This window comes from Bacillus sp. ILBB4 (assembly GCF_035064545.1).
Lineage (GTDB): Bacteria > Bacillota > Bacilli > Bacillales > Bacillaceae_H > Priestia.
Window position 1 is genome coordinate 13873 of the sequence record NZ_JAIQVD010000015.1, and the last position, 26574, is coordinate 40446.

Annotated in this window: 35 protein-coding genes and 1 other annotated feature; all 35 genes read left to right on the plus strand. The window is 40.1% G+C overall.

From position 1 onward, the window contains the following. Positions 1 to 4: 4 nt before the first annotated feature. Positions 5 to 430, plus strand: a complete 426-nt coding sequence (locus LAV82_RS28800) for a Mini-ribonuclease 3 (protein WP_013054907.1) — start codon at positions 5 to 7, stop codon at positions 428 to 430. Then, entirely contained in the window at positions 420 to 1163 is a 744-nt protein-coding gene (gene rlmB, locus LAV82_RS28805) for a 23S rRNA (guanosine(2251)-2'-O)-methyltransferase RlmB (protein WP_013054908.1), read from the plus strand. Before LAV82_RS28800 ends, rlmB begins: the two co-directional genes overlap by 11 nt. Before the next feature lie 2 nt (positions 1164 to 1165). Beyond that, on the plus strand, positions 1166 to 1675 hold the full coding sequence (locus LAV82_RS28810; protein WP_013081364.1) for an NYN domain-containing protein: 510 nt from the start codon (positions 1166 to 1168) through the stop codon (positions 1673 to 1675). A 68-nt stretch (positions 1676 to 1743) separates the two neighbouring features. Then, positions 1744 to 2394, plus strand: coding sequence for an RNA polymerase sporulation sigma factor SigH (gene sigH, locus LAV82_RS28815; protein ID WP_013054910.1), 651 nt, complete (start codon positions 1744 to 1746; stop codon positions 2392 to 2394). An 81-nt stretch (positions 2395 to 2475) separates the two neighbouring features. After that, positions 2476 to 2625 carry a 50S ribosomal protein L33 gene (gene rpmG / locus LAV82_RS28820; protein ID WP_013054911.1) on the plus strand — a complete coding sequence of 50 codons (150 nt, stop codon included), beginning with the start codon at positions 2476 to 2478 and terminating at the stop codon, positions 2623 to 2625. A gap of 53 nt (positions 2626 to 2678) precedes the next feature. Further along, positions 2679 to 2858, plus strand: coding sequence for a preprotein translocase subunit SecE (secE, locus tag LAV82_RS28825; protein ID WP_013054912.1), 180 nt, complete (start codon positions 2679 to 2681; stop codon positions 2856 to 2858). Positions 2859 to 3053: 195 nt separating this feature from the next. Next, entirely contained in the window at positions 3054 to 3587 is a 534-nt protein-coding gene (nusG, locus tag LAV82_RS28830) for a transcription termination/antitermination protein NusG (protein WP_013054913.1), read from the plus strand. A gap of 165 nt (positions 3588 to 3752) precedes the next feature. Further along, a complete protein-coding gene (gene rplK / locus LAV82_RS28835; RefSeq protein WP_013054914.1) occupies positions 3753 to 4178 on the plus strand; it encodes a 50S ribosomal protein L11 in 426 nt (141 codons plus the stop codon). 110 nt (positions 4179 to 4288) lie between these two features. Next, positions 4289 to 4984: a 50S ribosomal protein L1 gene (gene rplA / locus LAV82_RS28840; protein WP_013054915.1), complete on the plus strand. Its 696-nt coding sequence runs from the start codon at positions 4289 to 4291 to the stop codon at positions 4982 to 4984. 65 nt (positions 4985 to 5049) lie between these two features. Continuing rightward, positions 5050 to 5193, plus strand: a sequence feature (ribosomal protein L10 leader region). A 40-nt stretch (positions 5194 to 5233) separates the two neighbouring features. Next, on the plus strand, positions 5234 to 5734 hold the full coding sequence (gene rplJ / locus LAV82_RS28845) for a 50S ribosomal protein L10 (protein ID WP_013054916.1): 501 nt from the start codon (positions 5234 to 5236) through the stop codon (positions 5732 to 5734). Positions 5735 to 5778: 44 nt separating this feature from the next. Further along, positions 5779 to 6141, plus strand: a complete 363-nt coding sequence (rplL, locus tag LAV82_RS28850) for a 50S ribosomal protein L7/L12 (RefSeq protein ID WP_013054917.1) — start codon at positions 5779 to 5781, stop codon at positions 6139 to 6141. Between the two features lie 112 nt (positions 6142 to 6253). Further along, complete coding sequence (locus LAV82_RS28855) at positions 6254 to 6856, plus strand: class I SAM-dependent methyltransferase (RefSeq protein ID WP_013054918.1); 603 nt, start codon at positions 6254 to 6256, stop codon at positions 6854 to 6856. A 245-nt stretch (positions 6857 to 7101) separates the two neighbouring features. Further along, entirely contained in the window at positions 7102 to 10665 is a 3564-nt protein-coding gene (rpoB, locus tag LAV82_RS28860; protein WP_013081368.1) for a DNA-directed RNA polymerase subunit beta, read from the plus strand. Positions 10666 to 10727: 62 nt separating this feature from the next. Further along, positions 10728 to 14321, plus strand: a complete 3594-nt coding sequence (gene rpoC / locus LAV82_RS28865; RefSeq protein ID WP_013081369.1) for a DNA-directed RNA polymerase subunit beta' — start codon at positions 10728 to 10730, stop codon at positions 14319 to 14321. 131 nt (positions 14322 to 14452) lie between these two features. Continuing rightward, positions 14453 to 14701 (plus strand): 50S ribosomal protein L7ae-like protein, encoded by a 249-nt coding sequence (locus LAV82_RS28870; RefSeq protein WP_013054921.1) that lies wholly within the window; start codon positions 14453 to 14455, stop codon positions 14699 to 14701. Between the two features lie 99 nt (positions 14702 to 14800). Beyond that, on the plus strand, positions 14801 to 15223 hold the full coding sequence (rpsL, locus tag LAV82_RS28875) for a 30S ribosomal protein S12 (RefSeq protein WP_013054922.1): 423 nt from the start codon (positions 14801 to 14803) through the stop codon (positions 15221 to 15223). Positions 15224 to 15273: 50 nt separating this feature from the next. After that, a complete protein-coding gene (gene rpsG, locus LAV82_RS28880) occupies positions 15274 to 15744 on the plus strand; it encodes a 30S ribosomal protein S7 (RefSeq protein ID WP_013054923.1) in 471 nt (156 codons plus the stop codon). A 57-nt stretch (positions 15745 to 15801) separates the two neighbouring features. Beyond that, positions 15802 to 17880, plus strand: a complete 2079-nt coding sequence (fusA, locus tag LAV82_RS28885; RefSeq protein ID WP_043982712.1) for an elongation factor G — start codon at positions 15802 to 15804, stop codon at positions 17878 to 17880. A 116-nt stretch (positions 17881 to 17996) separates the two neighbouring features. Further along, a complete protein-coding gene (gene tuf / locus LAV82_RS28890; protein WP_013081371.1) occupies positions 17997 to 19187 on the plus strand; it encodes an elongation factor Tu in 1191 nt (396 codons plus the stop codon). 315 nt (positions 19188 to 19502) lie between these two features. Then, on the plus strand, positions 19503 to 19811 hold the full coding sequence (gene rpsJ / locus LAV82_RS28895) for a 30S ribosomal protein S10 (RefSeq protein WP_013054926.1): 309 nt from the start codon (positions 19503 to 19505) through the stop codon (positions 19809 to 19811). A gap of 41 nt (positions 19812 to 19852) precedes the next feature. After that, positions 19853 to 20482 (plus strand): 50S ribosomal protein L3, encoded by a 630-nt coding sequence (gene rplC, locus LAV82_RS28900; RefSeq protein ID WP_013054927.1) that lies wholly within the window; start codon positions 19853 to 19855, stop codon positions 20480 to 20482. Between the two features lie 28 nt (positions 20483 to 20510). After that, the gene (gene rplD, locus LAV82_RS28905) at positions 20511 to 21134 is read left to right on the plus strand and encodes a 50S ribosomal protein L4 (protein ID WP_013054928.1); all 624 of its coding nucleotides are present in this window, start codon (positions 20511 to 20513) and stop codon (positions 21132 to 21134) included. Beyond that, positions 21134 to 21421 carry a 50S ribosomal protein L23 gene (gene rplW / locus LAV82_RS28910; RefSeq protein ID WP_013054929.1) on the plus strand — a complete coding sequence of 96 codons (288 nt, stop codon included), beginning with the start codon at positions 21134 to 21136 and terminating at the stop codon, positions 21419 to 21421. The genes rplD and rplW overlap by 1 nt, the downstream gene beginning before the upstream one ends. Before the next feature lie 27 nt (positions 21422 to 21448). Continuing rightward, a complete protein-coding gene (gene rplB, locus LAV82_RS28915; protein ID WP_013054930.1) occupies positions 21449 to 22279 on the plus strand; it encodes a 50S ribosomal protein L2 in 831 nt (276 codons plus the stop codon). 57 nt (positions 22280 to 22336) lie between these two features. After that, positions 22337 to 22615 carry a 30S ribosomal protein S19 gene (rpsS, locus tag LAV82_RS28920; RefSeq protein WP_013054931.1) on the plus strand — a complete coding sequence of 93 codons (279 nt, stop codon included), beginning with the start codon at positions 22337 to 22339 and terminating at the stop codon, positions 22613 to 22615. A gap of 19 nt (positions 22616 to 22634) precedes the next feature. After that, a complete protein-coding gene (gene rplV, locus LAV82_RS28925; RefSeq protein WP_013054932.1) occupies positions 22635 to 22976 on the plus strand; it encodes a 50S ribosomal protein L22 in 342 nt (113 codons plus the stop codon). 3 nt (positions 22977 to 22979) lie between these two features. Next, positions 22980 to 23636 (plus strand): 30S ribosomal protein S3, encoded by a 657-nt coding sequence (gene rpsC, locus LAV82_RS28930; RefSeq protein WP_013054933.1) that lies wholly within the window; start codon positions 22980 to 22982, stop codon positions 23634 to 23636. A gap of 2 nt (positions 23637 to 23638) precedes the next feature. After that, positions 23639 to 24073, plus strand: a complete 435-nt coding sequence (gene rplP / locus LAV82_RS28935) for a 50S ribosomal protein L16 (RefSeq protein WP_034654907.1) — start codon at positions 23639 to 23641, stop codon at positions 24071 to 24073. After that, on the plus strand, positions 24063 to 24263 hold the full coding sequence (gene rpmC / locus LAV82_RS28940; protein WP_013054935.1) for a 50S ribosomal protein L29: 201 nt from the start codon (positions 24063 to 24065) through the stop codon (positions 24261 to 24263). Before rplP ends, rpmC begins: the two co-directional genes overlap by 11 nt. 25 nt (positions 24264 to 24288) lie before the next feature. After that, on the plus strand, positions 24289 to 24552 hold the full coding sequence (gene rpsQ / locus LAV82_RS28945; protein ID WP_013054936.1) for a 30S ribosomal protein S17: 264 nt from the start codon (positions 24289 to 24291) through the stop codon (positions 24550 to 24552). A 51-nt stretch (positions 24553 to 24603) separates the two neighbouring features. Then, on the plus strand, positions 24604 to 24972 hold the full coding sequence (gene rplN, locus LAV82_RS28950) for a 50S ribosomal protein L14 (protein WP_013054937.1): 369 nt from the start codon (positions 24604 to 24606) through the stop codon (positions 24970 to 24972). Positions 24973 to 25021: 49 nt separating this feature from the next. Further along, positions 25022 to 25333: a 50S ribosomal protein L24 gene (gene rplX, locus LAV82_RS28955; RefSeq protein ID WP_013054938.1), complete on the plus strand. Its 312-nt coding sequence runs from the start codon at positions 25022 to 25024 to the stop codon at positions 25331 to 25333. A 31-nt stretch (positions 25334 to 25364) separates the two neighbouring features. Then, positions 25365 to 25904: a 50S ribosomal protein L5 gene (rplE, locus tag LAV82_RS28960; protein WP_013054939.1), complete on the plus strand. Its 540-nt coding sequence runs from the start codon at positions 25365 to 25367 to the stop codon at positions 25902 to 25904. 33 nt (positions 25905 to 25937) lie between these two features. Next, complete coding sequence (locus LAV82_RS28965; RefSeq protein ID WP_013054940.1) at positions 25938 to 26123, plus strand: type Z 30S ribosomal protein S14; 186 nt, start codon at positions 25938 to 25940, stop codon at positions 26121 to 26123. A 30-nt stretch (positions 26124 to 26153) separates the two neighbouring features. After that, positions 26154 to 26552: a 30S ribosomal protein S8 gene (gene rpsH / locus LAV82_RS28970; RefSeq protein ID WP_013054941.1), complete on the plus strand. Its 399-nt coding sequence runs from the start codon at positions 26154 to 26156 to the stop codon at positions 26550 to 26552. Positions 26553 to 26574: the final 22 nt, after the last annotated feature.

Here is a 26574-nt window from a genome sequence, read left to right on the forward strand (position 1 = left end):
TGTTATGAGCAGCAGTAAATTAGATGTAAAACAGCTAAATAGCTTAGCTCTTGCTTATATGGGTGATGCGGTGTTTGATTTACATGTTCGCCGCCACCTGCTGGTGTTAGGGACAGTGCGCCCTAACCAGCTTCATAATAAAGCTAAAAAATATGTATCAGCAAAAGCACAAGCGCAAATCGTATATTATTTTAAAAATGAAAACTTTTTTACTGAAGAAGAAGAAGGTGTACTGCGCCGAGGACGCAATGCAAAGTCCGGTACAGTCCCTAAAAACACAGATGTGCAAACGTATCGCTACAGTACGGCATTTGAAGCGGTCGTAGGCTATTTGTATCTTTTAGGTGAAGAAGAAAGAATGATGGAACTTATTACTAAAGCTATCTCTTTCGTCGATGAAGGAGAGGGAGGAATGAATCATGGAACATGAATTTATCATTGGACGTAATCCGGTCCTAGAAGCCCTAAAGTCTGGGCGCGACATTAACAAACTATGGATTGCCGAAGGATCGCAAGGCGGTTCTATGGGGCAAATCACGCAGTTAGCAAAACGTAATGGTGTATTGGTGCAGTTTGTACCGAAAAAGAAAATTGAGCAAATGGTAGACGGTATTCATCAAGGAGTAGCTGCACAAGTTGCTGCTTATCAGTATGCAGAGTTAGATGATTTATTTAACTTAGCGGAAAAACGTAATGAAAGTCCGTTTTTTCTTCTGTTAGATGAGCTTGAAGATCCCCATAATTTAGGTTCTATTATGCGAACAGCTGATGCCGTTGGCGCACACGGTATTATTATTCCAAAGCGCCGTTCAGTTGGATTAACCGCCACTGTAGCTAAGGCCTCTACAGGAGCAATTGAACATGTTCCCGTAGCAAGGGTAACAAACCTATCAAGGACGATTGATGAATTAAAAGATCGAGGCGTATGGATTGTTGGAACAGATGCGAAAGAAAGCGATGATTACCGCAACTTAGATGGAGGTATGCCGCTTACGTTAGTGATTGGAAGCGAAGGAAAAGGCATGAGTCGTTTGATTCGTGAAAAATGCGACTTCCTTGTACAGCTTCCGATGGTTGGGCATGTTACATCGTTAAATGCATCTGTAGCAGCTAGTCTTCTCATGTATGAGGTTTACCGAAAACGCCATCCTCTAGGTGAATAAGAATGGATATTCTACTGGTGGATGGTTATAACATGATAGGTGCGTGGCCCGACCTAAGAAAGCTTAGAGATAATGATTTAGCCGGTGCTCGAGACCTGTTAATCGAAAAGATGGCAGAGTATCAAGCATATATGGGTTATCGTGTCATTATTGTCTTCGATGCTCATATGGTCGAAGGAATTGAAAAGAAGGCAAAAAATCATAAGGTTGACGTTGTATTTACAAGAGAAAATGAAACAGCGGATGAGTACATTGAAAAGCTGGCTCAAGAGCTAAACAATGTAAAGACACAGATTCATGTTGCTACATCTGATTTTACGGAGCAGTGGGCAATCTTTGGACAAGGTGCGCTTAGAATTTCTGCTCGAGAATTGTACAACGAAATTGAACAAATTGAGAAACATATTAATCTTGATGTGAAGTCTATTCAAAATCAAAAGCCAGCGGCACGCATTCAACTTTCCAATCAAGTAGCCGAAATTTTCGAAAAATGGCGCCGGGGACAGCGGTGAGGTTATTGACGGTACGGAATTAGCTACTGTATAATATTTCTATCTACTGTGCGGTCGGGGGGATCGATATGGGCGATAATTATGGGAGAAAACTGCATGCTCATTTCGAACAACAAGAGGATGAAACAGTTGTCGATCTTGTGCATAAAGGCGATATTGACGCATTAGAGTATTTGATTCATAAATACAAAAACTTTGTGCGAGCAAAGGCGCGGTCATATTTTTTAATTGGGGCAGACCGTGAAGATATTGTACAAGAAGGTATGATAGGGTTATATAAGGCAATTAGAGATTTTAGAGAAGATAAGCTAACTTCGTTTAAAGCTTTTGCTGAACTTTGCATTACGAGGCAAATTATTACCGCTATTAAAACCGCAACAAGGCAAAAACATATTCCATTAAACTCTTATGTATCATTGGACAAGCCAATATATGATGAAGAGTCCGACCGAACCTTAATGGATGTTATTTCGGGGACAAAAGTAGCAAATCCAGAAGAGTTGCTCATTAATCGAGAGAAGTTTGATGATATTGAATTAAAGATGGCTGAACTGTTAAGTGATCTTGAGCGAAAAGTTCTCGTTCTTTATTTAGATGGTCAATCTTATCAAGAGATTTCAGAAGAGTTAAACCGCCACGTCAAATCCATCGATAATGCACTTCAGCGTGTGAAGAGGAAATTAGAGCGCTACCTCGAGATTCGTGAAATCACAATGTAGCCTTCTATCCTCATATTGACATGCTAAGAAAGTCTGTGATACTTTTTTATAGACATTATCACTCTATAGGTGGTTGACATTATGCGTAAAAAAGTTGTACTTGCGTGTGTGCAATGCGCTAGTCGTAACTATACGACTATGAAAAACACACAGCAAAACGAAGATCGTTTAGAAATGAAGAAGTTTTGCAAAACGTGTAACGCACATACGATTCATCGTGAAACAAAGTAGATCAATAATCTGCACAGACTAATACCCCTTTTAATTTATTGGAGGTTACAAACATGAACCGTGTAGGAAATTTCTTGCGTGATGTTGGGCGTGAGATGAAGAAAGTAAGTTGGCCTAAAAAAAATGAGCTAACTCGTTATACAATTACTGTTATTTCTACAGTTGTATTTATGACACTCTTTTTTGTAGTAGTTGATTACGGAATTTCGTCACTTATTCGTTTAATCCCTTGAATAAATTGACTTAAATCATGGTATAATAAAGCTAAATTATGTTTTTTTCAGAAAAGCCCGGAGACGGGTTTTTTAATTTGCTTTAAGAATGATTGTGCTAGGAGTCAACTATTTTCCTAGTGCGTTGTCTGTGCAATAGATTAGGACATCTTATTTTATAGTGAGCTGGGAGGGAAGGACGTATAGTCCTCAGAAATGGAGAAAAATTGGTATGTAGTCCATACTTATTCTGGATATGAAAATAAAGTAAAAACAAATTTAGAAAAGCGCGTAGAAACAATGGGTATGCAAGATAAAATTTTCCGCGTTGTTGTTCCTGAAGAAGAAGAAAGAGAAATTAAGAACAACAAAGAAAAGATTACAAAGAAAAAAGTATTTCCAGGGTACGTGTTAGTTGAAATCATCATGACGGATGATTCATGGTATGTAGTTCGTAATACACCTGGCGTTACGGGCTTTGTAGGTTCAGCAGGTTCTGGATCAAAGCCAACTGCTCTTCTACCAGAAGAAGTAGAAATGATCTTAAAACAAATGGGCATGGACGAGAAGCATGCTGACTTTGACTTTGAACTAAAAGAAACAGTATTAGTTCAAGAAGGTCCGTTTGCAAACTTCGAAGGTACCATTGAAGAAATCGATACAGATAAACGTAAAGTTAAGGTTCATGTGGATATGTTCGGAAGACAAACGCCAGTAGAGCTAGACTTTACACAAATTGAAAAAATATAATCTGTAAGACCTTGCAATTCATGAAGTTTAATGTTAATATTTCATAAGTCAGTATGTCTCAAAACTAGAGACTAAAACAACTATTTCTTTATTTTATATATAAAGAACATTGAGTGGGAGGGCATCGCCCTATTACCACATCACGGACTTAAGGAGGTGTGTCTCGTGGCTAAAAAAGTAATTAAACTTGTTAAGTTACAAATTCCTGCAGGTAAAGCAAATCCAGCGCCACCAGTTGGTCCTGCATTAGGTCAAGCCGGTGTTAATATCATGGGTTTCTGTAAGGAGTTTAACGCTCGCACAGCTGATCAAGCTGGTCTTATCATTCCTGTTGAAATCACGGTATTTGAAGACCGTTCATTTACATTTATTACGAAAACTCCACCTGCTGCTGTACTACTTAAGAAAGCGGCTGGTATTGAGTCTGGTTCTGGTGAACCAAACCGTAATAAAGTTGCAACAGTCAAGCGTGACAAAGTGCGTGAGATTGCTGAAACTAAAATGCCTGACTTAAACGCTGCTAGCGTTGAATCTGCAATGCGCATGGTAGAAGGTACAGCGCGCAGTATGGGAATCGTAGTTGAAGACTAATTCCATTTGATTGGGTGTTAGAAGGTTGCGAGAAATGGAAGTTTTCCTATGCTCGCAACCTTTATTAGTGGGAGGTTATTCCGTTAAAACCACATAAGGAGGAAACAAAAATGGCTAAAAAAGGTAAAAAGTACGTTGAAGCTGCTAAGCTTGTAGATCGTACACAAACTTATTCAGTACAAGAAGCGATTGAATTAGTAAAGAAAACAAACACAACTAAATTTGATGCAACTGTAGAAGTAGCATTCCGTTTAGGAGTTGACCCTAAGAAAGCTGACCAACAAATTCGTGGTGCAGTAGTACTACCAAACGGTACAGGTAAAACTCAACGTGTATTAGTATTCGCTAAAGGCGAAAAAGCTAAAGAAGCTGAAGCTGCAGGCGCTGACTACGTTGGCGATGCTGACTACATCAACAAAATCCAACAAGGTTGGTTCGAGTTCGATGTAATCGTAGCTACTCCAGACATGATGGGTGAAGTTGGTAAACTTGGTCGTGTATTAGGACCTAAAGGTTTAATGCCAAACCCTAAAACTGGTACAGTAACATTTGATGTTCAAAAAGCAGTTAACGAAATCAAAGCTGGTAAAGTAGAATACCGCGTTGATAAAGCGGGTAACATCCACGTACCAATTGGTAAAGTATCTTTCGAAGAGAGCAAGTTAGTTGAAAACTTCACTACAATCTTCGAAACTATGGTAAAAGCTAAGCCGGCAGCAGCAAAAGGCACATACATGAAGAACGTAGCTGTTACTTCAACAATGGGCCCTGGTATCAAAGTTGATACTGCTTCATTCTCTGCTTAATAAATTTGGAAATAAATTGGTGTTGACTTTTTGAAAGTCCCTGATTATAATAGATAATGTTGTTAAAAAGAATAACATTTGTACCGTAGACAGTAGGTGCTGCAAAGCTTAATTTCCTACCGAGGTGTGTGAGATAAATTAGTGAAACGTTATGGTTCGCTTACTACACCTCCATGTCTTTATTGTCATGGAGGTTTTTTATTGCACCTTGTCTGAGTGTACGGAAGGAAATCTACAGGAGGTGTAAAGATGAGCAACGTAATTGAACAAAAGAAACAAGTCGTAGACGAAATTGCTGAAAAACTTCAAGCGAGTAACTCAATAGTTGTCGTTGACTACCGTGGTTTGAATGTTGCTGAAGTTACTGAACTTCGTAAGCAATTACGTGAAGCAGGCATTGAGTTCAAAGTTTACAAAAACACTTTAACTCGCCGTGCTGTAGAAAAACTTGAACTAACAGATCTTAATGATGCGTTAGTAGGTCCAAATGCAATCGCATTTGGTGGAGAAGATGTTGTTGCTCCAGCTAAAATTCTAAACAACTTCGCGAAAGAACACGAAGCGTTAGAAATCAAAGCTGGTGTAATTGAAGGTAATGTTGCATCTGTTGAAGAAATTAAAGCACTTGCAGAACTACCATCTCGCGAAGGCTTACTTTCTATGTTGCTTAGCGTGCTTCAAGCTCCAATTCGCAACCTTGCTCTTGCTACAAAAGCTGTGGCAGATCAAAAAGAAGAACAAGGTGCATAATCTAGTCTGTTATATATAACACAATCACAAGGAGGAAATTAACAATGACTCAAGAACAAATCATTGAAGCAGTTAAAAATATGACTGTTTTAGAACTTAACGATTTAGTAAAAGCAATCGAAGAAGAATTTGGCGTAACTGCTGCTGCTCCTGTAGCTGTAGCTGGCGGTGCTGCTGGTGAAGCTGCTGCTGAGAAAACTGAATTTGACCTAGTACTTGAAAGTGCTGGCGGACAAAAAATCAAAGTTATCAAAGTAGTACGTGAAATCACTGGTCTTGGCTTAAAAGAAGCTAAAGAAATCGTTGATAACGCTCCAAAAGCTCTTAAAGAAGGTATTTCTAAAGAAGAAGCTGAAGAAGCAAAAGCTAAACTTGAAGAAGTTGGCGCTTCTGTAGAAGTTAAGTAATTATTGCTTAACAACTGATATAAAAAAGCTCGCTTGTACAAGCGAGCTTTTTTGCTTCTGTCATCCTTTTCATTTATAGTAAAGAAGAACATATTGATTAGGAGGTTCTATTTTGACAGAACATTATTTTTCTAATACACCATCGTCTGCAAGTAATGAAGAGCGCTTTTCGTTTGAATTGAGAGGAACCTCTTTTTCATTTACGAGTGACCGCGGTGTTTTTTCAAAAAAAGAGGTCGATTTTGGATCGCGCCTGTTAATTGAAACGTTTCAAATGCCCGAGAGTCCCGGCCCGCTTCTGGATGTTGGATGCGGATATGGTCCAATTGGGTTGGCACTTGCAAAAGAGGACAGCCAAAGAAACGTTCATATGGTTGATGTTAATGAACGTGCATTAGCACTAGCTCAAAAAAATGCTGAAGTTAATTCAGTATCAAATGTTTCAATCTATCAAAGCTCTTGCTATGAAAATGTGAAGGAAACGAATTTTGCAGCTATTCTTAGTAATCCGCCGATCCGTGCGGGTAAAAAAGTTGTTCATGAAATTCTAGAAAAATCATTAGATCACCTTGCTGACCAAGGAGAGCTTTGGATTGTGATTCAGAAAAAGCAAGGAGCGCCATCTGCTCTTGCGAAATTAGAATCTCTATTTAATGAAGTAGAAGTAGTAGAAAAGAAAAAAGGGTATTATATCATATGTGCTAAAAAATGTTGACTAATATTTTTTAGTATGTTAGCATTATAAAATGCCAATATATAAATATTCCATATAAGCTCGGGTTATACATAAAATAAAAGGTATAATTTTGAATTATATGGGAAAAACTAATAAAATCAATAGTACGTTTTTATGAAATTGTGGTTTTCTATTTAAAGAGACCATTTTTCTTTTGTTCAATAATAAACATATGGTTTATTATATATTTTGAATAATAACGCTTGATTTGAGGGGTGAATCAGTTGACAGGTCAACTAGTTCAGTATGGACGCCACCGCCAACGCAGAAGTTATGCTCGTATTAGTGAAGTTTTAGAGTTACCGAACTTAATCGAGATTCAAACGGCTTCATACCAATGGTTTTTAGATGAAGGTTTACGAGAAATGTTCCAAGATATTTCTCCAATTGATGATTTTACAGGTAACTTATCACTAGAATTTATTGATTACAGCTTAGGTGAGCCAAAGTATTCAGTAGGAGAGTCTAAAGAACGTGATGTAACTTATGCAGCACCTCTTCGTGTTAAGGTGCGGTTAATTAATAAAGAAACAGGTGAAGTAAAAGACCAAGATGTGTTCATGGGAGATTTCCCATTGATGACCGAAACAGGTACCTTTGTAATTAACGGTGCTGAGCGTGTTATCGTATCACAGTTGGTTCGTTCACCAAGTGTTTACTATAGTGGAAAACTTGATAAAAACGGTAAAAAAGGATATACAGCAACTGTTATCCCTAACCGTGGTGCATGGCTAGAATATGAAACTGATGCAAAAGATGTAGTATACGTGCGTATTGATCGTACTCGTAAACTGCCAGTAACAGTACTGTTACGCGCGCTAGGTTTCGGTTCTGACCAAGAGATTATCGATTTAATCGGTGATAATGAATACATCCGTAATACGCTTGAAAAAGATAATACGGAAACAACGGAAAAAGCGCTATTAGAAATCTATGAGCGTTTACGTCCGGGTGAACCACCGACAGTTGAGAATGCGAAGTCTCTATTAGTATCTCGCTTCTTTGATCCAAAACGATATGACTTAGCGAACGTAGGTCGCTATAAAATTAATAAAAAGCTTCATATCAAACATCGCTTATTTAATCAAAAGCTAGCTGAAACATTAGTTGATCCTGAAACAGGTGAAATTATTGCAGAAAAAGGCGCAATGATTGACCGCCGTCTGCTAGATCGCTTGATTCCGATGCTTGAAGGTGGAGTAAACTTCAAAACTTATAGTCCGGTTGGTGGAGTAGTAGAAGACGATGTTACATTACAATCTATTAAGATTTATGCGCCAAATGATCCAGAAGGTGAAAAAATCATCACTGTATCAGGTAACGCATATGTAACAGAAGAAGTTAAAAATATCACACCTGCTGATATTTTAGCATCAATCAGTTACTTCTTTAACTTGCTTCATCAAGTAGGAGACACAGATGATATCGACCACTTAGGTAACCGTCGTCTGCGTTCTGTAGGTGAATTGTTACAAAACCAATTCCGTATCGGTTTATCTCGTATGGAACGTGTTGTTCGTGAAAGAATGTCAATTCAAGACACGAATACAATCACACCTCAACAATTAATTAATATTCGCCCAGTTATTGCGGCGATTAAAGAGTTCTTTGGAAGTTCTCAATTATCACAGTTCATGGATCAAACGAATCCATTAGGCGAATTGACGCACAAACGTCGTCTTTCAGCTCTAGGACCTGGTGGTTTAACTCGTGAGCGCGCTGGTTTCGAAGTGCGTGACGTTCACTACTCCCACTATGGCCGTATGTGTCCGATTGAAACGCCAGAGGGTCCGAATATCGGGTTAATCAACTCACTATCTTCTTATGCAAAAGTAAACAAATTCGGTTTCATCGAAACACCTTATCGTCGTATCGATCCTGAAACAGGTAAAGTGACAGAGCGAATTGACTACTTAACAGCTGATGAAGAAGATAACTATGTTGTAGCCCAAGCGAACGCTCGTCTAGGTGATGATGGTTCATTCTTAGATGAAAATGTCGTTGCACGTTTCCGTGGAGAAAACACGGTTATCCGTCGCGATCGTTTAGATTATATGGATGTATCACCAAAACAAGTTGTATCTGCCGCTACAGCATGTATCCCATTCTTAGAGAACGATGACTCTAACCGTGCATTAATGGGTGCGAACATGCAACGTCAAGCAGTACCTTTATTAAATCCTGAAGCACCAATCGTAGGTACAGGTATGGAATACGTATCTGGTAAAGACTCTGGTGCAGCCGTGATTTGTAAATATCCTGGCGTTGTAGAGCGCGTAGAAGCAAAACAAATTTTTGTTCGCCGCTATGAAGAAGTAGACGGACAAAAAGTTAAAGGTAACTTAGATCAATACAAATTATTAAAATTTGTTCGTTCTAACCAAGGTACTTGTTACAACCAGCGTCCAATTGTTTCAGTTGGCGACGAAGTAGTAAAAGGTGAGATCTTAGCCGACGGCCCTTCAATGGAAAAAGGTGAGCTTGCTTTAGGACGAAACGTAATGGTTGGTTTCATGACATGGGATGGTTACAACTATGAGGATGCCATCATCATGAGTGAACGCCTTGTGAAAGACGATGTATATACGTCTGTTCATATTGAAGAATATGAATCTGAGTCTCGTGATACGAAGCTTGGACCTGAAGAAATTACGCGTGACATTCCAAACGTAGGTGAAGATGCGCTTCGCAACTTAGATGAGCGTGGAATCATCCGCATTGGTGCAGAAGTAAAAGACGGAGATCTTTTAGTTGGTAAAGTAACGCCAAAAGGTGTAACAGAACTAACAGCTGAAGAACGTCTTCTACACGCTATCTTCGGTGAAAAAGCGCGTGAAGTTCGTGATACTTCTCTTCGTGTACCGCACGGCGGCGGTGGAATCATTCTTGATGTTAAAGTCTTCAACCGTGAAGATGGCGACGAATTACCACCAGGTGTAAACCAATTAGTCCGTGTATATATTGTTCAGAAACGTAAAATTTCTGAAGGTGACAAAATGGCCGGTCGTCACGGTAACAAAGGTGTAATTTCACGTATTTTACCTGAAGAAGATATGCCTTACCTACCAGACGGTACGCCAATTGACATCATGTTAAACCCATTAGGGGTACCATCTCGTATGAACATCGGTCAGGTGCTAGAGCTTCATTTAGGTATGGCTGCTCGTAAGCTTGGCATTCACGTTGCGTCTCCAGTATTTGATGGTGCGCGTGAGGAAGATGTTTGGGCAACAATCGAAGAAGCTGGCATGTCTCGTGATGCTAAAACAGTTCTATATGATGGTCGAACAGGTGAACCATTCGATAACCGTGTATCAGTAGGAATCATGTACATGATCAAACTTGCTCACATGGTAGACGATAAACTTCACGCTCGTTCTACTGGACCATACTCACTTGTTACACAACAACCACTTGGTGGTAAAGCGCAGTTCGGTGGACAGCGTTTTGGTGAGATGGAGGTATGGGCACTTGAAGCATACGGTGCTGCTTACACATTACAAGAGATCTTAACAGTGAAATCAGATGACGTAGTAGGTCGTGTGAAAACATACGAAGCAATTGTTAAAGGTGAAAACATTCCAGAACCTGGCATACCTGAATCGTTCAAAGTATTAATTAAAGAACTACAAAGTTTAGGTATGGATGTGAAGATGCTTTCTGCTGACGAGCAAGAAATTGATATCATGGACTCAGAAGAGGACCATGAGCAACCAACAGAATCAATTATTGCAGATAACGAAGAAAGCCTTTCTGAAGGACAAAAAGATCCTGTCACAAAAGAGTAAGGAATTACTTTCATATAAACGTTAAGGGAAAAAACCTGTAGATTAAAAGGGAGGTAGGCTCCTTGCTAGATGTAAATAACTTTGAGTATATGAAAATCGGTCTAGCTTCGCCAGATAAAATTCGTTCTTGGTCGTACGGTGAGGTAAAAAAACCTGAAACGATCAACTATCGTACGTTAAAACCTGAAAAAGACGGCTTATTCTGTGAGCGTATTTTTGGTCCACAAAAGGACTGGGAATGTCACTGCGGAAAATATAAGCGCGTTCGTTATAAAGGTGTTGTATGTGATCGTTGCGGCGTAGAAGTTACGCGCGCAAAAGTTCGTCGTGAACGCATGGGTCACATCGAACTAGCTGCACCTGTTTCTCATATTTGGTACTTTAAAGGTATTCCTAGCCGCATGGGACTTGTCTTAGACATGTCCCCTCGTGCGCTAGAGGAAATCATTTATTTTGCTTCTTATGTAGTAACAGATGCTGGTGATACACCACTTGAAAAGAAACAGCTTTTATCAGAGAAAGAATACCGTGCGTATCGTGAGAAGTACGGACAAACTTTCCATGCAGCAATGGGTGCTGAAGCTGTTAAGAAATTATTGCATGACATCGATCTTGATAAAGAAGTAGATGCTTTGAAAGAAGAATTGAAAACTGCTCAAGGTCAACGTCGTACACGTGCTATTAAACGTTTAGAAGTACTAGAGGCTTTTCGTCATTCTGGTAACGAACCTTCTTGGATGATTTTAGACGTTCTACCGGTTATTCCGCCAGAACTTCGTCCAATGGTTCAATTAGATGGTGGACGCTTTGCTACGTCTGATCTAAATGATTTATATCGCCGTGTAATTAACCGTAACAACCGCTTAAAGCGTTTATTAGACCTTGGAGCTCCTAGCATTATCGTTCAAAACGAAAAGCGTATGCTTCAAGAAGCTGTAGATGCATTAATCGATAATGGTCGTCGCGGACGTCCGGTAACAGGACCAGGTAACCGTCCATTAAAATCTCTTTCTCACATGTTAAAAGGTAAGCAAGGTCGCTTCCGTCAAAACTTATTAGGTAAACGTGTTGACTACTCTGGCCGTTCGGTAATCGTTGTAGGTCCGAACTTAAAGATGTATCAATGTGGTCTTCCAAAAGAAATGGCGTTAGAGCTTTTCAAACCTTTCGTAATGAAAGAGCTTGTTGAACGCGGTTTAGCTCATAACATCAAGAGTGCAAAACGTAAAATTGAACGCGTGCAACCTGAAGTATGGGACGTATTAGAATCGGTTATTAAAGAGCATCCAGTTCTTTTAAACCGTGCACCAACTCTACACAGATTAGGTATTCAAGCATTTGAACCTACGCTTGTAGAAGGTCGCGCTATCCGTCTTCACCCGCTTGTATGTACAGCATATAACGCTGACTTTGACGGTGACCAAATGGCGGTTCACGTTCCATTATCTGCAGAAGCACAAGCAGAAGCACGTATCTTAATGCTTGCTGCTCAAAATATCTTGAACCCTAAAGATGGTAAACCAGTTGTTACACCTTCACAGGATATGGTATTAGGTAACTACTACTTAACGCTTGAGCGTGAAGAGGCAGTTGGAGAAGGTATGGTGTTCAAGGATACAAATGAAGCACTATTAGCGTACCAAAACGGTTATGTGCATCTTCATACACGTGTAGGTGTGTATGCAGGTTCTTTAAACAACGAAACGTTTACAGAAGCACAAAATCAACAGTTGCTTGTTACAACGGTTGGTAAATTAGTTTTCAACGAAATTTTACCAAAATCGTTCCCATACATTAACGAACCAACAAGAGAAAACTTAGAAGTGAAAACTCCTGAGAAGTACTTTGTTGAAAAAGGTGCAGATGTGAAGGAATTCATCAAGAATCAACCGGCTATCGCACCGTTTAAGAAAAAAATCTTAGGTAATATTATCGCTGAAGTATTTAAACGTTTCAAAATTACTGAGACTTCTAAAATGCTTGACCGTATGAAAGACCTAGGTTTCAAATATTCTACTAAAGCTGGTATTACAGTTGGTGTAGCTGATATCGTGGTTTTAGGAGAAAAAGAAGTTATCCTAACAGAAGCGCAAGCTAAAGTAGATAACGTACTAAAACAATTCCGTCGCGGTTTAATTACTGAAGATGAGCGTTATGAGCGTGTTATCTCTGTATGGAGTAGCGCGAAAGACGTTATCCAAGGTAAATTAATGGCGTCATTAGACAAACGCAACCCAATCTTCATGATGAGTGACTCTGGTGCCCGTGGTAACGCATCTAACTTCACTCAGCTTGCAGGTATGCGTGGACTAATGGCCAACCCGTCTGGTCGTATCATTGAGTTACCAATCAAATCTAGTTTCCGTGAAGGTTTAACAGTATTAGAGTACTTTATCTCTACCCATGGTGCACGTAAAGGTCTTGCCGATACGGCTCTTAAAACAGCTGACTCAGGTTACCTTACTCGTCGTCTGGTTGACGTGGCACAAGACGTTATCGTACGTGATGACGACTGTGGTACAGACCGCGGTATTCTGGCTGTTGCAATCAAAGAAGGAACAGAAGAAATTGAGAAACTTGATGAGCGTCTAATTGGACGTTATGCAAGAAAAACACTACTTCACCCAGGAACAAACGAAGTGTTAGTGAAAGAAAACGAACTAATTACAGAAGATCTAGCTGAAACAATTGTGGATGCTGGTGTTGAAGAAGTATGGATTCGTTCTGCATTCACTTGTAACACTCGCCACGGTGTATGTAAAAAATGTTACGGTCGTAACCTTGCAACTGGTTCAGAAGTTGAAGTGGGTGAAGCAGTTGGTATCATCGCTGCTCAATCTATCGGTGAGCCAGGTACACAATTAACGATGCGTACATTCCATACAGGTGGGGTTGCTGGAGACGATATCACTCAAGGTTTACCGCGTATCCAAGAGATCTTCGAAGCGCGTAACCCTAAAGGTCAAGCCGTTATTTCTGAAATTGAAGGTACAATTGCCGGCATTTCTGAAGGACGCGATCGTCAACATGAAATTACTGTTCAAGGAGAGATTGAAACTCGTTCTTACACAGCTCCGTACAGTGCCCGTCTGAAAGTTATTGAAGGACAGCGCATTGCACGTGGTCAAGAATTAACAGAAGGTTCAATTGATCCTAAAGAATTACTAAAAGTAAAAGACATCACGGCTGTACAAGAGTACTTGCTTCGTGAGGTGCAAAAAGTATACCGTATGCAAGGGGTAGAAATTGGAGATAAACACGTAGAGGTAATGGTTCGCCAAATGCTTCGTAAAGTGCGCGTAATGGATTCAGGAGATACAGATGTATTACCAGGTTCATTACTTGATATTCACCAATTCACTGATGCAAATGAAAAAGTATTACTTGAAGGCAATCGTCCAGCGACGGGTCGTCCTGTATTACTTGGTATTACAAAAGCATCTCTTGAAACTGATTCCTTCTTATCTGCTGCATCATTCCAAGAAACAACGCGTGTTCTTACTGATGCTGCAATCAAAGGAAAACGTGATGAGTTGCTTGGACTTAAAGAGAATGTTATCATTGGTAAGCTAGTTCCGGCTGGTACAGGTATGACGAGATATCGTAATGCTGAACCGATCAAAAACCAAGCTGAAGAAACGGTAACAATCGACTAATTATAAAATCATTACTCTAGAATGGATGTTTTTTTAAAAAACTACAAAACGTTAGTTGACATCCATTCTAGGGAATGATACTATATCAAAGGTGCTCCTATAAACTACCTGTTACTTTGGAGGATATGATAATGTCTTATGAAAAAGTATTACAGGCTGATCATATTATTGTAGGAACAAAGCAGACGGTGAAAGCATTAAAAAAAGGTACAGTAAAGGAAGTCATCATTGCTGAAGACGCTGATTTTTATGTCACATCCATTGTGGCAAAAACGGCACAGCAAGAAAACGTTCCGTATACGTATGTCCCTTCTATGCGAAAGCTTGGTCAAGCTTGTAGGATAGAAGTTAACGCTGCAACTGTTGCAATTATTAGTTAACACGTTTTTGAACTTTTAGTTTCAAAGACTTTGTTTTTTGCTAAAAAATGAACCACCTGGATGTGTGGTCTTACAAAAGGCGAAAGGAGGAAAATTTAAATGCCTACTATTAACCAATTAATCCGTAATGGTCGTGTGAGTAAAGGTAAAAAATCTGACTCACCTGCTTTAAACAGAGGTTACAACAGCTTCAAAAAAGCTCAAACTAACCAATCTTCTCCACAAAAACGTGGTGTATGTACACGTGTGGGTACTATGACACCGAAGAAACCGAACTCGGCTCTTCGTAAATATGCTCGTGTACGTTTAACAAACGGTATCGAGGTAACAGCTTATATCCCAGGTATTGGTCACAACTTACAAGAACACAGCGTGGTACTTATCCGCGGTGGACGTGTAAAAGATTTACCAGGGGTACGTTACCATATCGTACGTGGTGCACTTGATACTGCTGGTGTGGATGGCCGTATGCAAGGTCGTTCTAAATATGGTACTAAGCGACCAAAAGCAGCTAAAAAATAATAGCTTAACAATTAATAGATAAACTTTTAAAAGTGAAAGGAGGAAGTAGAATGCCACGTAAGGGACCTGTTGCAAAAAGAGACGTATTACCAGATCCGATTTACAATTCTAAGCTTGTATCTCGCTTAATCAACAAAATGATGCTTGATGGAAAGCGCGGTAAGTCACAAGCTATTCTTTATAGAGCATTCGATTTAGTACAAGAGCGCAGTGGTAAAGAAGCTATGGAAGTATTCGACCAAGCTCTTAAAAACATCATGCCTGTACTAGAAGTTAGAGCACGCCGTGTAGGGGGTTCTAACTACCAAGTTCCTGTAGAAGTACGTCCAGAGCGTCGTACTACTTTAGGTCTTCGTTGGTTAGTAAACTATGCTCGTCTTCGTGGAGAAAAAACGATGGAAGAGCGTTTAGCTAACGAAATCCTTGATGCAGCTAACAACACTGGTGCTGCAGTTAAGAAACGTGAAGATACTCACAAAATGGCAGAAGCTAACAAAGCATTTGCTCATTACCGTTGGTAATCTTTTAACGAAACTTTTTAAAAAACAAATCATAATATGGAAGGAGAAATACCTAAGATGGCAAGAGAGTTCTCCTTAGAAAACACTCGTAATATTGGGATCATGGCTCACATTGATGCTGGTAAAACAACAACAACTGAGCGTGTTCTTTATTATACTGGCCGTATCCATAAAATTGGTGAAACTCATGAAGGAGCTTCACAAATGGACTGGATGGAGCAAGAGCAAGAACGTGGTATCACTATCACGTCTGCTGCGACAACTGCTTCTTGGAAAGGTCACCGCGTTAACATCATCGATACTCCTGGACACGTAGACTTCACTGTTGAAGTTGAGCGTTCATTACGTGTACTTGATGGCGCTGTGGCAGTTCTTGATGCTCAATCTGGTGTTGAGCCTCAAACAGAAACAGTATGGCGTCAAGCGACTACGTACGGTGTTCCCCGTGTCGTATTCGTTAACAAAATGGACAAAATTGGTGCTGACTTCTTGTACTCTGTAAAAACGATCCACGATCGTTTAGGTGCAAATGCTCACCCAATTCAGTTGCCAATTGGTGCTGAAGATGAGTTCGAAGCAATCATTGACCTAGTGGAAATGAAAGCATACTTCTACGAAGATGACTTAGGTACTCGTTCAGAGTCTCGTGAAATTCCTGAGGAATACAAAGAGCAAGCTGAAGAATACCGTGCAAGCTTAGTAGAAGCTGTTGCAGAACTTGATGAAGAATTAATGATGAAGTACTTAGACGAAGGCGAGCTTACAGTTGAAGAACTAAAAGCTGGTATCCGTAAAGGTACTTGTGACGTTGAATTCTACCCAGTTATCTGTGGTTCAGCATTCAAAAACAAAGGTGTACAATTAATGCTAGATGCAGTAATTGACTACCTACCATCTCCAGTAGATGTACCATCAATCCAAGGTATCGTACCTGACACAGAAGAAGAAGTTACGCGTGAGTCTAGCGACAACGCTCCTTTCTCAGCATTAGCGTTCAAAGTTATGACGGACCCTTATGTTGGTAAATTAACGTTCTTCCGTGTGTACTCTGGTGTACTAAGCTCTGGTTCATACATCAAAAACTCTACAAAAGGTAAGCGTGAGCGTGTAGGTCGTATCCTACAAATGCATGCTAACTCTCGTGAAGAGATTTCTGAAGTATACGCTGGAGATATCGCGGCAGCTGTAGGATTAAAAGATACTTCTACTGGTGATACTCTATGTGACGAAAAGAGTCTTGTAATTCTTGAGTCTATGGAATTCCCAGAGCCAGTTATCTCTTTATCTGTTGAGCCAAAATCAAAAGCTGACCAAGATAAAATGACTACAGCTCTTCAAAAGTTACAAGAAGAAGATCCAACTTTCCGTGCGGAAACTAATACAGAGACTGGTCAAATCATCATCTCTGGTATGGGTGAGCTTCACCTTGACATCATCGTTGACCGTATGCGTCGCGAATTCAAAGTAGAAGCAAACGTTGGTGCTCCTCAGGTAGCTTACCGTGAAACTTTCCGCGCTGGTGCGAAAGTTGAAGGTAAATTCGCTCGTCAATCTGGTGGTCGTGGACAATTCGGTCACGTTTGGATTGAGTTCGAACCTAACGAAGAAGGAAAAGGCTTTGAATTTGAGAACAAAATCGTTGGTGGTGTAGTTCCACGTGAATACATCCCTGCAGTTCAAGCTGGTCTTGAAGATGCATTACAAAACGGTGTTGTTGCTGGTTATCCATTAATCGATATCAAAGCTGCTTTAGTTGATGGATCTTACCATGACGTTGACTCAAGTGAGATGGCGTTTAAAATTGCCGCTTCTATGGCTCTTAAAAACGCAGTATCAAAATGTAGCCCAGCTATCCTTGAACCAATGATGAAGGTTGAAGTTGTTATCCCTGACGAATACTTAGGAGATATCATGGGTGACATTACGTCTCGTCGTGGACGTGTAGAAGGTATGGAAGCACGCGGTAACGCTCAAGTTGTACGTGCATTCGTTCCACTTTCTGAAATGTTTGGTTATGCAACTGCATTACGTTCAAACACTCAAGGTCGCGGAACATATTCTATGCACTTCGATCACTACGAAGAAGTTCCTAAATCAATTTCAGAAGAAATTATTAAAAAAAATAAAGGTGAATAATTGATTTTCACTCTTTATTGAAGTATAACTACTTATGTACGCTGTGAAAGTGGAGCTCATTCCCTTTCACGGCCTCATAAAACATAAACTACATGAATTTTAAGGAGGATTTTCGAATGGCTAAGGAAAAATTCGACCGTTCAAAAACACATGCCAATATCGGTACAATTGGTCACGTTGACCATGGTAAAACAACTTTAACAGCTGCTATCACTACTGTTCTTGCTAAGAAAAGTGGTAAAGGTGCAGCAATGGCTTACGACATGATCGACGCTGCTCCAGAAGAGCGCGAGCGTGGAATCACAATCTCAACTGCACACGTTGAGTACGAAACTGACACTCGTCACTATGCACACGTTGACTGCCCAGGACATGCTGACTATGTTAAAAACATGATCACTGGTGCTGCTCAAATGGATGGCGGTATCTTAGTAGTATCTGCTGCTGATGGTCCAATGCCACAAACTCGTGAGCACATCCTTCTTTCTCGTCAAGTAGGTGTACCTTACCTAGTTGTATTCTTAAACAAATGTGACATGGTAGACGACGAAGAGCTACTTGAATTAGTAGAAATGGAAGTACGTGACCTTCTTTCTGAATACGACTTCCCTGGTGACGATGTACCAGTAATCAAAGGTTCTGCTCTTAAAGCTCTTGAAGGCGAAGCTGATTGGGAAGCTAAAATCATCGAGCTTATGGACGCTGTTGATGAGTACATCCCAACTCCAGAACGTGACACTGAAAAACCATTCATGATGCCAGTTGAGGACGTATTCTCAATCACTGGTCGTGGTACAGTTGCTACAGGTCGTGTAGAGCGTGGACAAGTTAAAGTTGGTGACGTTATCGACATCATCGGTTTAACTGAAGAGCCAAAATCTACTACTGTAACAGGTGTAGAAATGTTCCGTAAGCTTCTTGACTATGCTGAAGCTGGCGACAACATTGGTGCTTTACTTCGTGGTGTAGCACGTGAAGAAATCCAACGTGGACAAGTATTAGCTAAACCAGGCTCAATCACTCCACACACTAAATTTACTGCTGAAGTATACGTTCTTTCTAAAGACGAAGGTGGACGTCACACTCCATTCTTCACAAACTACCGTCCACAGTTCTACTTCCGTACAACTGATGTAACTGGTATTTGTAACTTACCTGAAGGCGTAGAAATGGTAATGCCTGGCGACAACATCGAAATGACTGTTGAACTTATCGCTCCAATCGCGATTGAAGAAGGTACTAAATTCTCAATCCGTGAAGGTGGACGTACAGTAGGCGCTGGCGTTGTAGCTAAAATTAGCGAGTAATTTCTCGTTTCAGTAAAGGGAGTAGGGTAACCTACTCCTTTTTTATTTGGTGATAAAAGGTAAAGATAGTTTTTACTATTACACTTGCAAAATGATCTCCTTTTATATATAATGAAAAAAGTGTGCGACACATAAAAAAGTTTTTTAACTTTATTGTTGCAATATGAACCCATTTTTAGTATAATAAAAATGTTGGTCTTTGACTGCGATGATGCGGAAGGTTGCCGACACACCCGGCCGCTTTGCCATGGCGAGTGTGGGGAAATTTCCGCGGAGAATGTCTATTGTAAAATAGGCGAAAAAGGAGGGAAAATAATGGCAAAAGAAAAAATTCGCATTCGTTTAAAAGCATATGATCACAGAATTCTTGATCAATCTGCTGAGAAAATCGTAGAAACTGCAAAACGTTCTGGTGCGGCTGTATCTGGTCCGATTCCATTACCGACTGAAAAATCAATTTATACAATTCTACGTGCAGTACACAAATATAAAGATTCTCGTGAGCAGTTCGAAATGCGCACGCATAAACGCTTAATTGATATCGTGAATCCAACACCACAAACTGTTGATTCATTAATGCGTTTAGACTTACCATCTGGTGTAGATATCGAAATTAAACTTTAATTTAAAATAAAGAATGAAAAGATACTTAGGAGGTGTGACTAATGGCCAAAGGAATCTTAGGAAGAAAGATCGGTATGACTCAAGTATTTGCTGAAAATGGTGACTTGATCCCAGTAACAGTAATTGAAGCTTCTGCTAACGTAGTTCTTCAAGTTAAAAACGCTGAGACAGACGGTTACGAAGCAATCCAATTAGGTTTCGAAGATATCCGTGAAAAACTATCTAACAAACCTGCAAAAGGACATGCTACTAAAGCTAATACTGCTCCTAAGCGCTTCATCCGTGAGTTACGCGGTGTGGACGCTTCAGCATATGAAGTTGGTCAAGAAGTCAAGGTTGATATTTTCGCAGAAGGCGATGTAATTGATGTAACAGGAATCTCAAAAGGTAAAGGTTTCCAAGGTGCTATTAAACGCCACGGACAATCTCGCGGACCTATGTCTCATGGTTCTCGCTACCACCGTCGCCCAGGTTCAATGGGCCCTGTAGCTCCAAACCGCGTATTCAAAGGTAAATTATTACCAGGACGCATGGGTGGAGAGCGCATCACTGTGCAAAACTTATCAATCGTTAAAGTTGACGCAGAACGCAATCTTTTATTAGTAAAAGGTAACGTGCCAGGAGCTAGAAAATCTCTAGTTACTGTTAAATCTGCAGTTAAATCTAAATAATAATTCTTCGAGAAAGGAGGAATAACCAATGCCAAAAGTAGCATTGTTTAACCAAAACGGTGAAAACGTTGGAGAAATCGAACTTCAAGATGCCGTTTTCGGTATCGAACCAAACAACAAAGTACTTTTCGACGCGATCGTAATGCAACGCGCATCTCAACGTCAAGGTACTTCTAAAGTTAAAAATCGTTCTGAAGTAAGAGGCGGTGGCCGTAAGCCATGGCGTCAAAAAGGTACTGGTCGTGCTCGTCAAGGATCTATCCGTTCTCCACAATGGCGTGGTGGTGGCGTAGTATTTGGTCCAGTTCCAAGAAGCTATAGCTACAAATTACCTAAAAAAGTTCGTCGTTTAGCAATTAAGTCTGCATTATCAACTAAAGTTCAAGATAACAGCATCGTTGTTCTTGAAGCTCTTTCTTTTGATGCTCCAAAAACAAAAGAAATGGTAGCAGTTCTTAAAAACCTAACAGTAGAACGCAAAGCATTAGTAGTAACTGCTGATCTTAACGAAAACGTTGCACTTTCAGCACGTAATATTCCTGGTGTAACAGTTGTTGCAGCTAATGGTTTAAGCGTATTAGACGTTATGAACCATGATAAGCTTGTAATCACTAAAGACGCAGTTGAAAAAGTAGAGGAGGTGCTTGCATAATGAAAGATCCTCGTGATATTATTAAGCGCCCCGTAATTACAGAACGTTCAACAGACTTAATGGCTGAGAAAAAATATACGTTTGATGTTGATGTAAGAGCTAATAAAACTGAGGTTAAAGATGCTATCGAAAAAATCTTTGACGTAAAAGTTGAAAAAGTAAACATCATGAACTACAAAGGTAAATTCAAGCGTGTAGGTCGCTACAGTGGTCTTACTAACCGTCGTCGTAAAGCGGTAGTAACACTAACTCAAGAAAGCAACGAAATCGAATTCTTCGAAGCTTAAGATTACTAGAGAAGGAGGGAAATTGAGATGGCGATTAAAAAGTATAAACCAACCTCAAATGGTCGTCGTGGCATGTCAGTTTCTGATTTCGCTGAAATTACTACTGACAAACCAGAAAAATCGTTACTTGCACCTGTCAAGAGAAAAGGTGGTCGTAACAACCAAGGTAAATTGACTGTTCGTCACCAAGGTGGTGGGCACAAGCGTCAATACCGTATCATCGATTTTAAACGCGATAAAGATGGAATACCTGGACGCGTTGCTACAATCGAATATGATCCAAACCGTTCAGCTAACATCGCATTAATTCATTATGCTGATGGTGAAAAACGTTACATCCTTGCTCCTAAAAACCTAAAAGTAGGTTTAGAAGTTATGTCAGGTCCTGAAGCTGACATTAAAGTAGGTAACGCGCTTCCTTTAGCTAACATTCCTGTTGGTACAGTAGTACACAACATCGAATTGAAACCTGGTAAAGGTGGACAATTAGTTCGTTCTGCAGGTACATCTGCTCAAGTACTTGGTAAAGAAGGTAAATACGTATTAGTACGTTTAACTTCTGGTGAAGTACGCATGATTCTTGCAACTTGTCGTGCAACTGTAGGTCAAGTTGGTAACGAACAACACGAGTTAATCAACATCGGTAAAGCCGGTCGTTCTCGTTGGTTAGGTATCCGTCCAACTGTACGTGGTTCTGTAATGAACCCTAACGATCACCCACACGGTGGTGGTGAAGGACGTGCTCCAATCGGACGTAAGTCTCCAATGAGTCCATGGGGTAAACCAACACTTGGTTACAAAACTCGTAAGAAGAAAAACAAATCCGATAAATTTATCGTTCGTCGTCGTAAAAAATAACGGGATTGAGCTACGGTTCAAACGAACCGTAGGACAATCACGAAGGGAGGTTCATTTATGGGTCGCAGCTTAAAGAAAGGACCTTTTGTAGATGACCATTTAATCAACAAAATTGAGAAGTTAAACGAAACTGACAGCAAGCAAGTAGTAAAAACTTGGTCTCGTCGTTCAACTATCTTCCCTCAGTTCATTGGTCATACAATTGCTGTATATGACGGTCGTAAACATGTACCAGTTTATGTTACTGAAGACATGGTAGGTCACAAACTTGGTGAATTCGCACCATCTCGTACTTACAAAGGTCACGCAAGTGATGATAAGAAAACAAGACGCTAATATGAGAGGAGGCTTTTAAATGCAAGCTAAAGCTGTCGCGAGAACAGTACGTATTGCTCCTCGTAAAGTTCGTTTAGTTGTAGATTTAATTCGAGGTAAGCAAGTGGGTGAAGCGCTAGCAGTGCTACTTCACACGCCAAAGGCTGCTTCTCCAGTCGTTGAGAAAGTATTAAAATCTGCTATTGCCAATGCAGAACACAATTATGAAATGGACGCTAACAATTTAGTTATTACTGACGCTTTTGTTAACGAAGGTCCAACTTTAAAACGTTTCCGTCCACGCGCTATGGGACGTGCAAGCCAAATTAACAAGCGCACAAGCCACATCACAATCGTGGTATCAGAAAAGAAGGAGGGATAATTCATGGGTCAAAAGGTAAATCCGGTCGGTCTTCGCGTCGGTGTCATCCGTGATTGGGAATCAAGATGGTTCGCTGGCAAAGACTACGCTGACTTATTACATGAAGACTTAAAAGTACGTGAATATATCGCTAAACGTTTAAACGATGCAGCTGTTTCTAAAGTTGAAATCGAACGCGCTGCTAACCGCTTAAACGTAACGATCCACACTGCAAAACCTGGTATGGTAATTGGTAAAGGTGGTACTGAAGTAGAATCACTTCGTAAAGCTCTTAACCAATTAACAGGCAAGCGTGTACACATTAACATCCTTGAAATTAAACGAGCAGATTTAGATGCTAAACTAGTAGCTGAAAACATCGCTCGCCAACTTGAGAACCGTGTATCATTCCGTCGTGCTCAAAAGCAAGCTATCCAACGTAGCATGCGTGCTGGCGCACAAGGTATCAAAACAATGGTATCTGGTCGTTTAGGCGGAGCTGATATTGCTCGTTCTGAATATTACAGTGAAGGTACAGTTCCACTTCATACACTTCGCGCTGATATTGACTATGCTCACGCTGAAGCAGATACTACTTATGGTAAACTTGGTGTGAAAGTATGGATCTATCGTGGAGAGGTTCTTCCTACTAAAAAGAAAACTGAGGAAGGAGGAAAATAATTATGTTATTACCAAAACGCGTTAAATATCGTCGCGAACACCGCGGAAAAATGCGTGGACGCGCTAAAGGTGGTACGGAAGTACATTTCGGTGAATTCGGTTTACAAGCTACTGAAGCTTCTTGGATTACAAACCGTCAAATCGAAGCTGCTCGTATCGCAATGACTCGTTACATGAAACGTGGCGGTAAAGTATGGATTAAAATTTTCCCTTCTAAACCTTATACTGCTAAGCCTCTAGAAGTCCGAATGGGTTCTGGTAAAGGTGCTCCTGAAGGTTGGGTAGCAGTTGTTAAACCTGGAAAAGTAATGTTTGAAATTTCAGGTGTACCTGAAGAGGTTGCACGTGAAGCTTTACGTTTAGCTGCACACAAGCTACCTGTAAAATGTAAGTTTGTAAAACGTGAAGAAATTGGTGGTGATTCTAATGAAAGCTAATGAAATTCGTGACCTTACCACTGCTGAAATTGAACAAAAAGTTAAGGCTTTAAAAGAAGAGTTGTTTAACCTTCGTTTCCAATTAGCGACTGGACAATTAGAGAATACTACTCGTATTCGCGAAGTGCGCAAATCGATCGCTCGTATGAAAACTGTAGTTCGTGAAAGAGAGATTGCTGCTAATAAATAATTAAGTCTGAGAGGAGGCTTTCAGAATGAGTGAACGCAACCAACGTAAAGTTTACACTGGCCGCGTAGTTTCTGACAAAATGGATAAGACTGTTACTGTTCTTGTTGAAACTTACAAAAAGCATTCGCTTTATGGCAAGCGTGTAAAATACTCAAAGAAATTCAAAGCTCACGATGAAAACAATACAGCTCAACTAGGCGATATCGTGAAGATCATGGAAACTCGTCCGTTATCAGCTACTAAACGTTTCCGTCTAGTAGAAGTTGTAGAAAAAGCTGTTATCATCTAATAGTTAAGATAGATCGGATAAGAATGATTCATCCGAAGGGAGGTTTCGTACATGATTCAACAAGAATCTCGTTTAAAAGTTGCAGACAACTCTGGTGCACGTGAGGTACTTACTATTAAAGTACTTGGTGGTTCAGGTCGCAAGACAGCAAACATTGGTGATGTTATCGTTTGTACGGTGAAACAAGCAACACCAGGAGGCGTTGTTAAAAAAGGTGACGTTGTTAAAGCTGTTGTTGTACGTACAAAAAGTGGTGTTCGCCGTACTGACGGTTCTTACATCCGTTTCGACGAAAATGCTTGCGTAATCATCCGTGACGACAAAGGACCACGTGGTACTCGTATCTTCGGACCAGTTGCTCGTGAATTACGTGATAACAACTTCATGAAGATCGTATCATTAGCTCCAGAAGTTATCTAATTGATATATAGAACAAATACAAAATGCCTTTTAAGGAGGTGCGAATAGGATGCATGTTAAAAAGGGCGACAAAGTAGTGGTTATCTCTGGTAAAGACAAAGGTAAGCAAGGTGAAGTACTTGCAGCTTTCCCAAAGAAAGACCGTGTACTTGTTGAAGGCGTGAACGTTGTTAAAAAACACTCTAAACCTTCTCAAGTAAATCCACAAGGTGGAATCGTTAGCCAAGAGGCACCTATCCACGTATCAAACGTAATGCCGTTGGATCCTAAATCTGGTGAGCCAACTCGTGTTGGGTACCAAGTTATCGATGGCAAAAAGGTACGTGTAGCAAAAAAATCTGGTGAAACTTTAGATAAATAATTAATGAAATGTGAAGGGAGGTTTAGTTCACATGAACCGTCTTAAAGAGAAATTTACAAAAGAGATTACTCCTGCTCTAGTTAGCAAGTTTAATTATGAATCTGTAATGCAAGTGCCAAAAATCGACAAGATCGTAATCAACATGGGTATCGGTGATGCTGTTTCTAACTCAAAAGCTTTAGATAACGCTGTTGAAGAACTAGCTGAAATCACTGGTCAAAAACCTGTTGTAACTCGTGCGAAAAAATCTATCGCTGGTTTCCGTCTTCGTGAAGGTATGCCAATCGGTGCGAAAGTTACTTTACGCGGCGAGCGTATGTACGAATTCTTCGATAAACTAGTATCAGTATCACTTCCACGTGTGCGTGATTTCCGTGGTGTATCTAAAAAAGCATTTGATGGTCGTGGAAACTACACGTTAGGTGTTAAAGAACAATTGATCTTCCCAGAGATCGATTATGATAAAGTAACTAAAGTTCGTGGTATGGATATCGTTATTGTTACAACAGCAAACACTGATGAAGAAGCTCGTGAGCTTTTAACTCAGTTCGGTATGCCATTCCAGAAGTAATAACTGCCAACGTTAAGCAGAGGAGGCGAAAATGTGGCTAAAAAATCAATGATTGCGAAGCAAAAACGCCAGCAAAAATTCCAAGTACAAGAGTATACACGTTGCGAACGTTGTGGACGTCCACACTCAGTACTACGTAAATTCAAGCTTTGCCGTATTTGTTTCCGTGAGCTTGCTTATAAAGGTCAAATTCCTGGTGTTAAAAAAGCTAGTTGGTAAAACCCAAGTTTGGGAAGGAGGTAAATTAATATGGTAATGACTGATCCTATTGCAGATTTACTAACTCGTATCCGCAATGCGAACATGGTTCGTCATGAGAAAATTGAAGTTCCTGCTTCTAACATTAAGAAGCAAATTGCAGAAATCCTTAAGCGTGAGGGTTTCGTACGTGATGTAGAATACATCGAAGATAACAAACAAGGTATTATCCGTATCTTCTTAAAATACGGTTCAAATAACGAACGTGTAATTACAGGCTTAAAACGTATCAGTAAACCTGGTCTACGTGTTTATGCAAAAACTAACGAAGTACCACGTGTACTTAACGGTTTAGGTATCGCAATCGTTTCTACTTCTCAAGGTGTTTTAACTGACAAAGAAGCTCGTCAAAAGCAAACTGGTGGAGAAGTATTAGCGTACGTTTGGTAATAAGTTTTAAATGTGAATGGAG

Bases quoted from the DNA above. Each gene is read 5' to 3' on its own strand.
- rplN (WP_013054937.1), top strand. From the start codon at position 24,604: ATGATTCAACAAGAATCTCGTTTAAAAGTTGCAGACAACTCTGGTGCA.
- rplP (WP_034654907.1), top strand. From the start codon at position 23,639: ATGTTATTACCAAAACGCGTTAAATATCGTCGCGAACACCGCGGAAAA.
- rlmB (WP_013054908.1), top strand. From the start codon at position 420: ATGGAACATGAATTTATCATTGGACGTAATCCGGTCCTAGAAGCCCTA.
- LAV82_RS28870 (WP_013054921.1), top strand. From the start codon at position 14,453: ATGTCTTATGAAAAAGTATTACAGGCTGATCATATTATTGTAGGAACA.
- rpsS (WP_013054931.1), top strand. From the start codon at position 22,337: ATGGGTCGCAGCTTAAAGAAAGGACCTTTTGTAGATGACCATTTAATC.
- rpsH (WP_013054941.1), top strand. From the start codon at position 26,154: ATGGTAATGACTGATCCTATTGCAGATTTACTAACTCGTATCCGCAAT.
- rpsQ (WP_013054936.1), top strand. From the start codon at position 24,289: ATGAGTGAACGCAACCAACGTAAAGTTTACACTGGCCGCGTAGTTTCT.
- rpsG (WP_013054923.1), top strand. From the start codon at position 15,274: ATGCCACGTAAGGGACCTGTTGCAAAAAGAGACGTATTACCAGATCCG.
- rpsC (WP_013054933.1), top strand. From the start codon at position 22,980: ATGGGTCAAAAGGTAAATCCGGTCGGTCTTCGCGTCGGTGTCATCCGT.
- rplC (WP_013054927.1), top strand. From the start codon at position 19,853: ATGGCCAAAGGAATCTTAGGAAGAAAGATCGGTATGACTCAAGTATTT.
- rplJ (WP_013054916.1), top strand. From the start codon at position 5,234: ATGAGCAACGTAATTGAACAAAAGAAACAAGTCGTAGACGAAATTGCT.
- nusG (WP_013054913.1), top strand. From the start codon at position 3,054: ATGGAGAAAAATTGGTATGTAGTCCATACTTATTCTGGATATGAAAAT.
- rplD (WP_013054928.1), top strand. From the start codon at position 20,511: ATGCCAAAAGTAGCATTGTTTAACCAAAACGGTGAAAACGTTGGAGAA.
- secE (WP_013054912.1), top strand. From the start codon at position 2,679: ATGAACCGTGTAGGAAATTTCTTGCGTGATGTTGGGCGTGAGATGAAG.
- rplW (WP_013054929.1), top strand. From the start codon at position 21,134: ATGAAAGATCCTCGTGATATTATTAAGCGCCCCGTAATTACAGAACGT.
- rplE (WP_013054939.1), top strand. From the start codon at position 25,365: ATGAACCGTCTTAAAGAGAAATTTACAAAAGAGATTACTCCTGCTCTA.
- rplB (WP_013054930.1), top strand. From the start codon at position 21,449: ATGGCGATTAAAAAGTATAAACCAACCTCAAATGGTCGTCGTGGCATG.
- rplV (WP_013054932.1), top strand. From the start codon at position 22,635: ATGCAAGCTAAAGCTGTCGCGAGAACAGTACGTATTGCTCCTCGTAAA.
- rpsJ (WP_013054926.1), top strand. From the start codon at position 19,503: ATGGCAAAAGAAAAAATTCGCATTCGTTTAAAAGCATATGATCACAGA.
- LAV82_RS28800 (WP_013054907.1), top strand. From the start codon at position 5: ATGAGCAGCAGTAAATTAGATGTAAAACAGCTAAATAGCTTAGCTCTT.
- rpmG (WP_013054911.1), top strand. From the start codon at position 2,476: ATGCGTAAAAAAGTTGTACTTGCGTGTGTGCAATGCGCTAGTCGTAAC.
- rplA (WP_013054915.1), top strand. From the start codon at position 4,289: ATGGCTAAAAAAGGTAAAAAGTACGTTGAAGCTGCTAAGCTTGTAGAT.
- fusA (WP_043982712.1), top strand. From the start codon at position 15,802: ATGGCAAGAGAGTTCTCCTTAGAAAACACTCGTAATATTGGGATCATG.
- LAV82_RS28810 (WP_013081364.1), top strand. From the start codon at position 1,166: ATGGATATTCTACTGGTGGATGGTTATAACATGATAGGTGCGTGGCCC.
- tuf (WP_013081371.1), top strand. From the start codon at position 17,997: ATGGCTAAGGAAAAATTCGACCGTTCAAAAACACATGCCAATATCGGT.
- rpsL (WP_013054922.1), top strand. From the start codon at position 14,801: ATGCCTACTATTAACCAATTAATCCGTAATGGTCGTGTGAGTAAAGGT.
- rplL (WP_013054917.1), top strand. From the start codon at position 5,779: ATGACTCAAGAACAAATCATTGAAGCAGTTAAAAATATGACTGTTTTA.
- rplX (WP_013054938.1), top strand. From the start codon at position 25,022: ATGCATGTTAAAAAGGGCGACAAAGTAGTGGTTATCTCTGGTAAAGAC.
- sigH (WP_013054910.1), top strand. From the start codon at position 1,744: ATGGGCGATAATTATGGGAGAAAACTGCATGCTCATTTCGAACAACAA.
- rpmC (WP_013054935.1), top strand. From the start codon at position 24,063: ATGAAAGCTAATGAAATTCGTGACCTTACCACTGCTGAAATTGAACAA.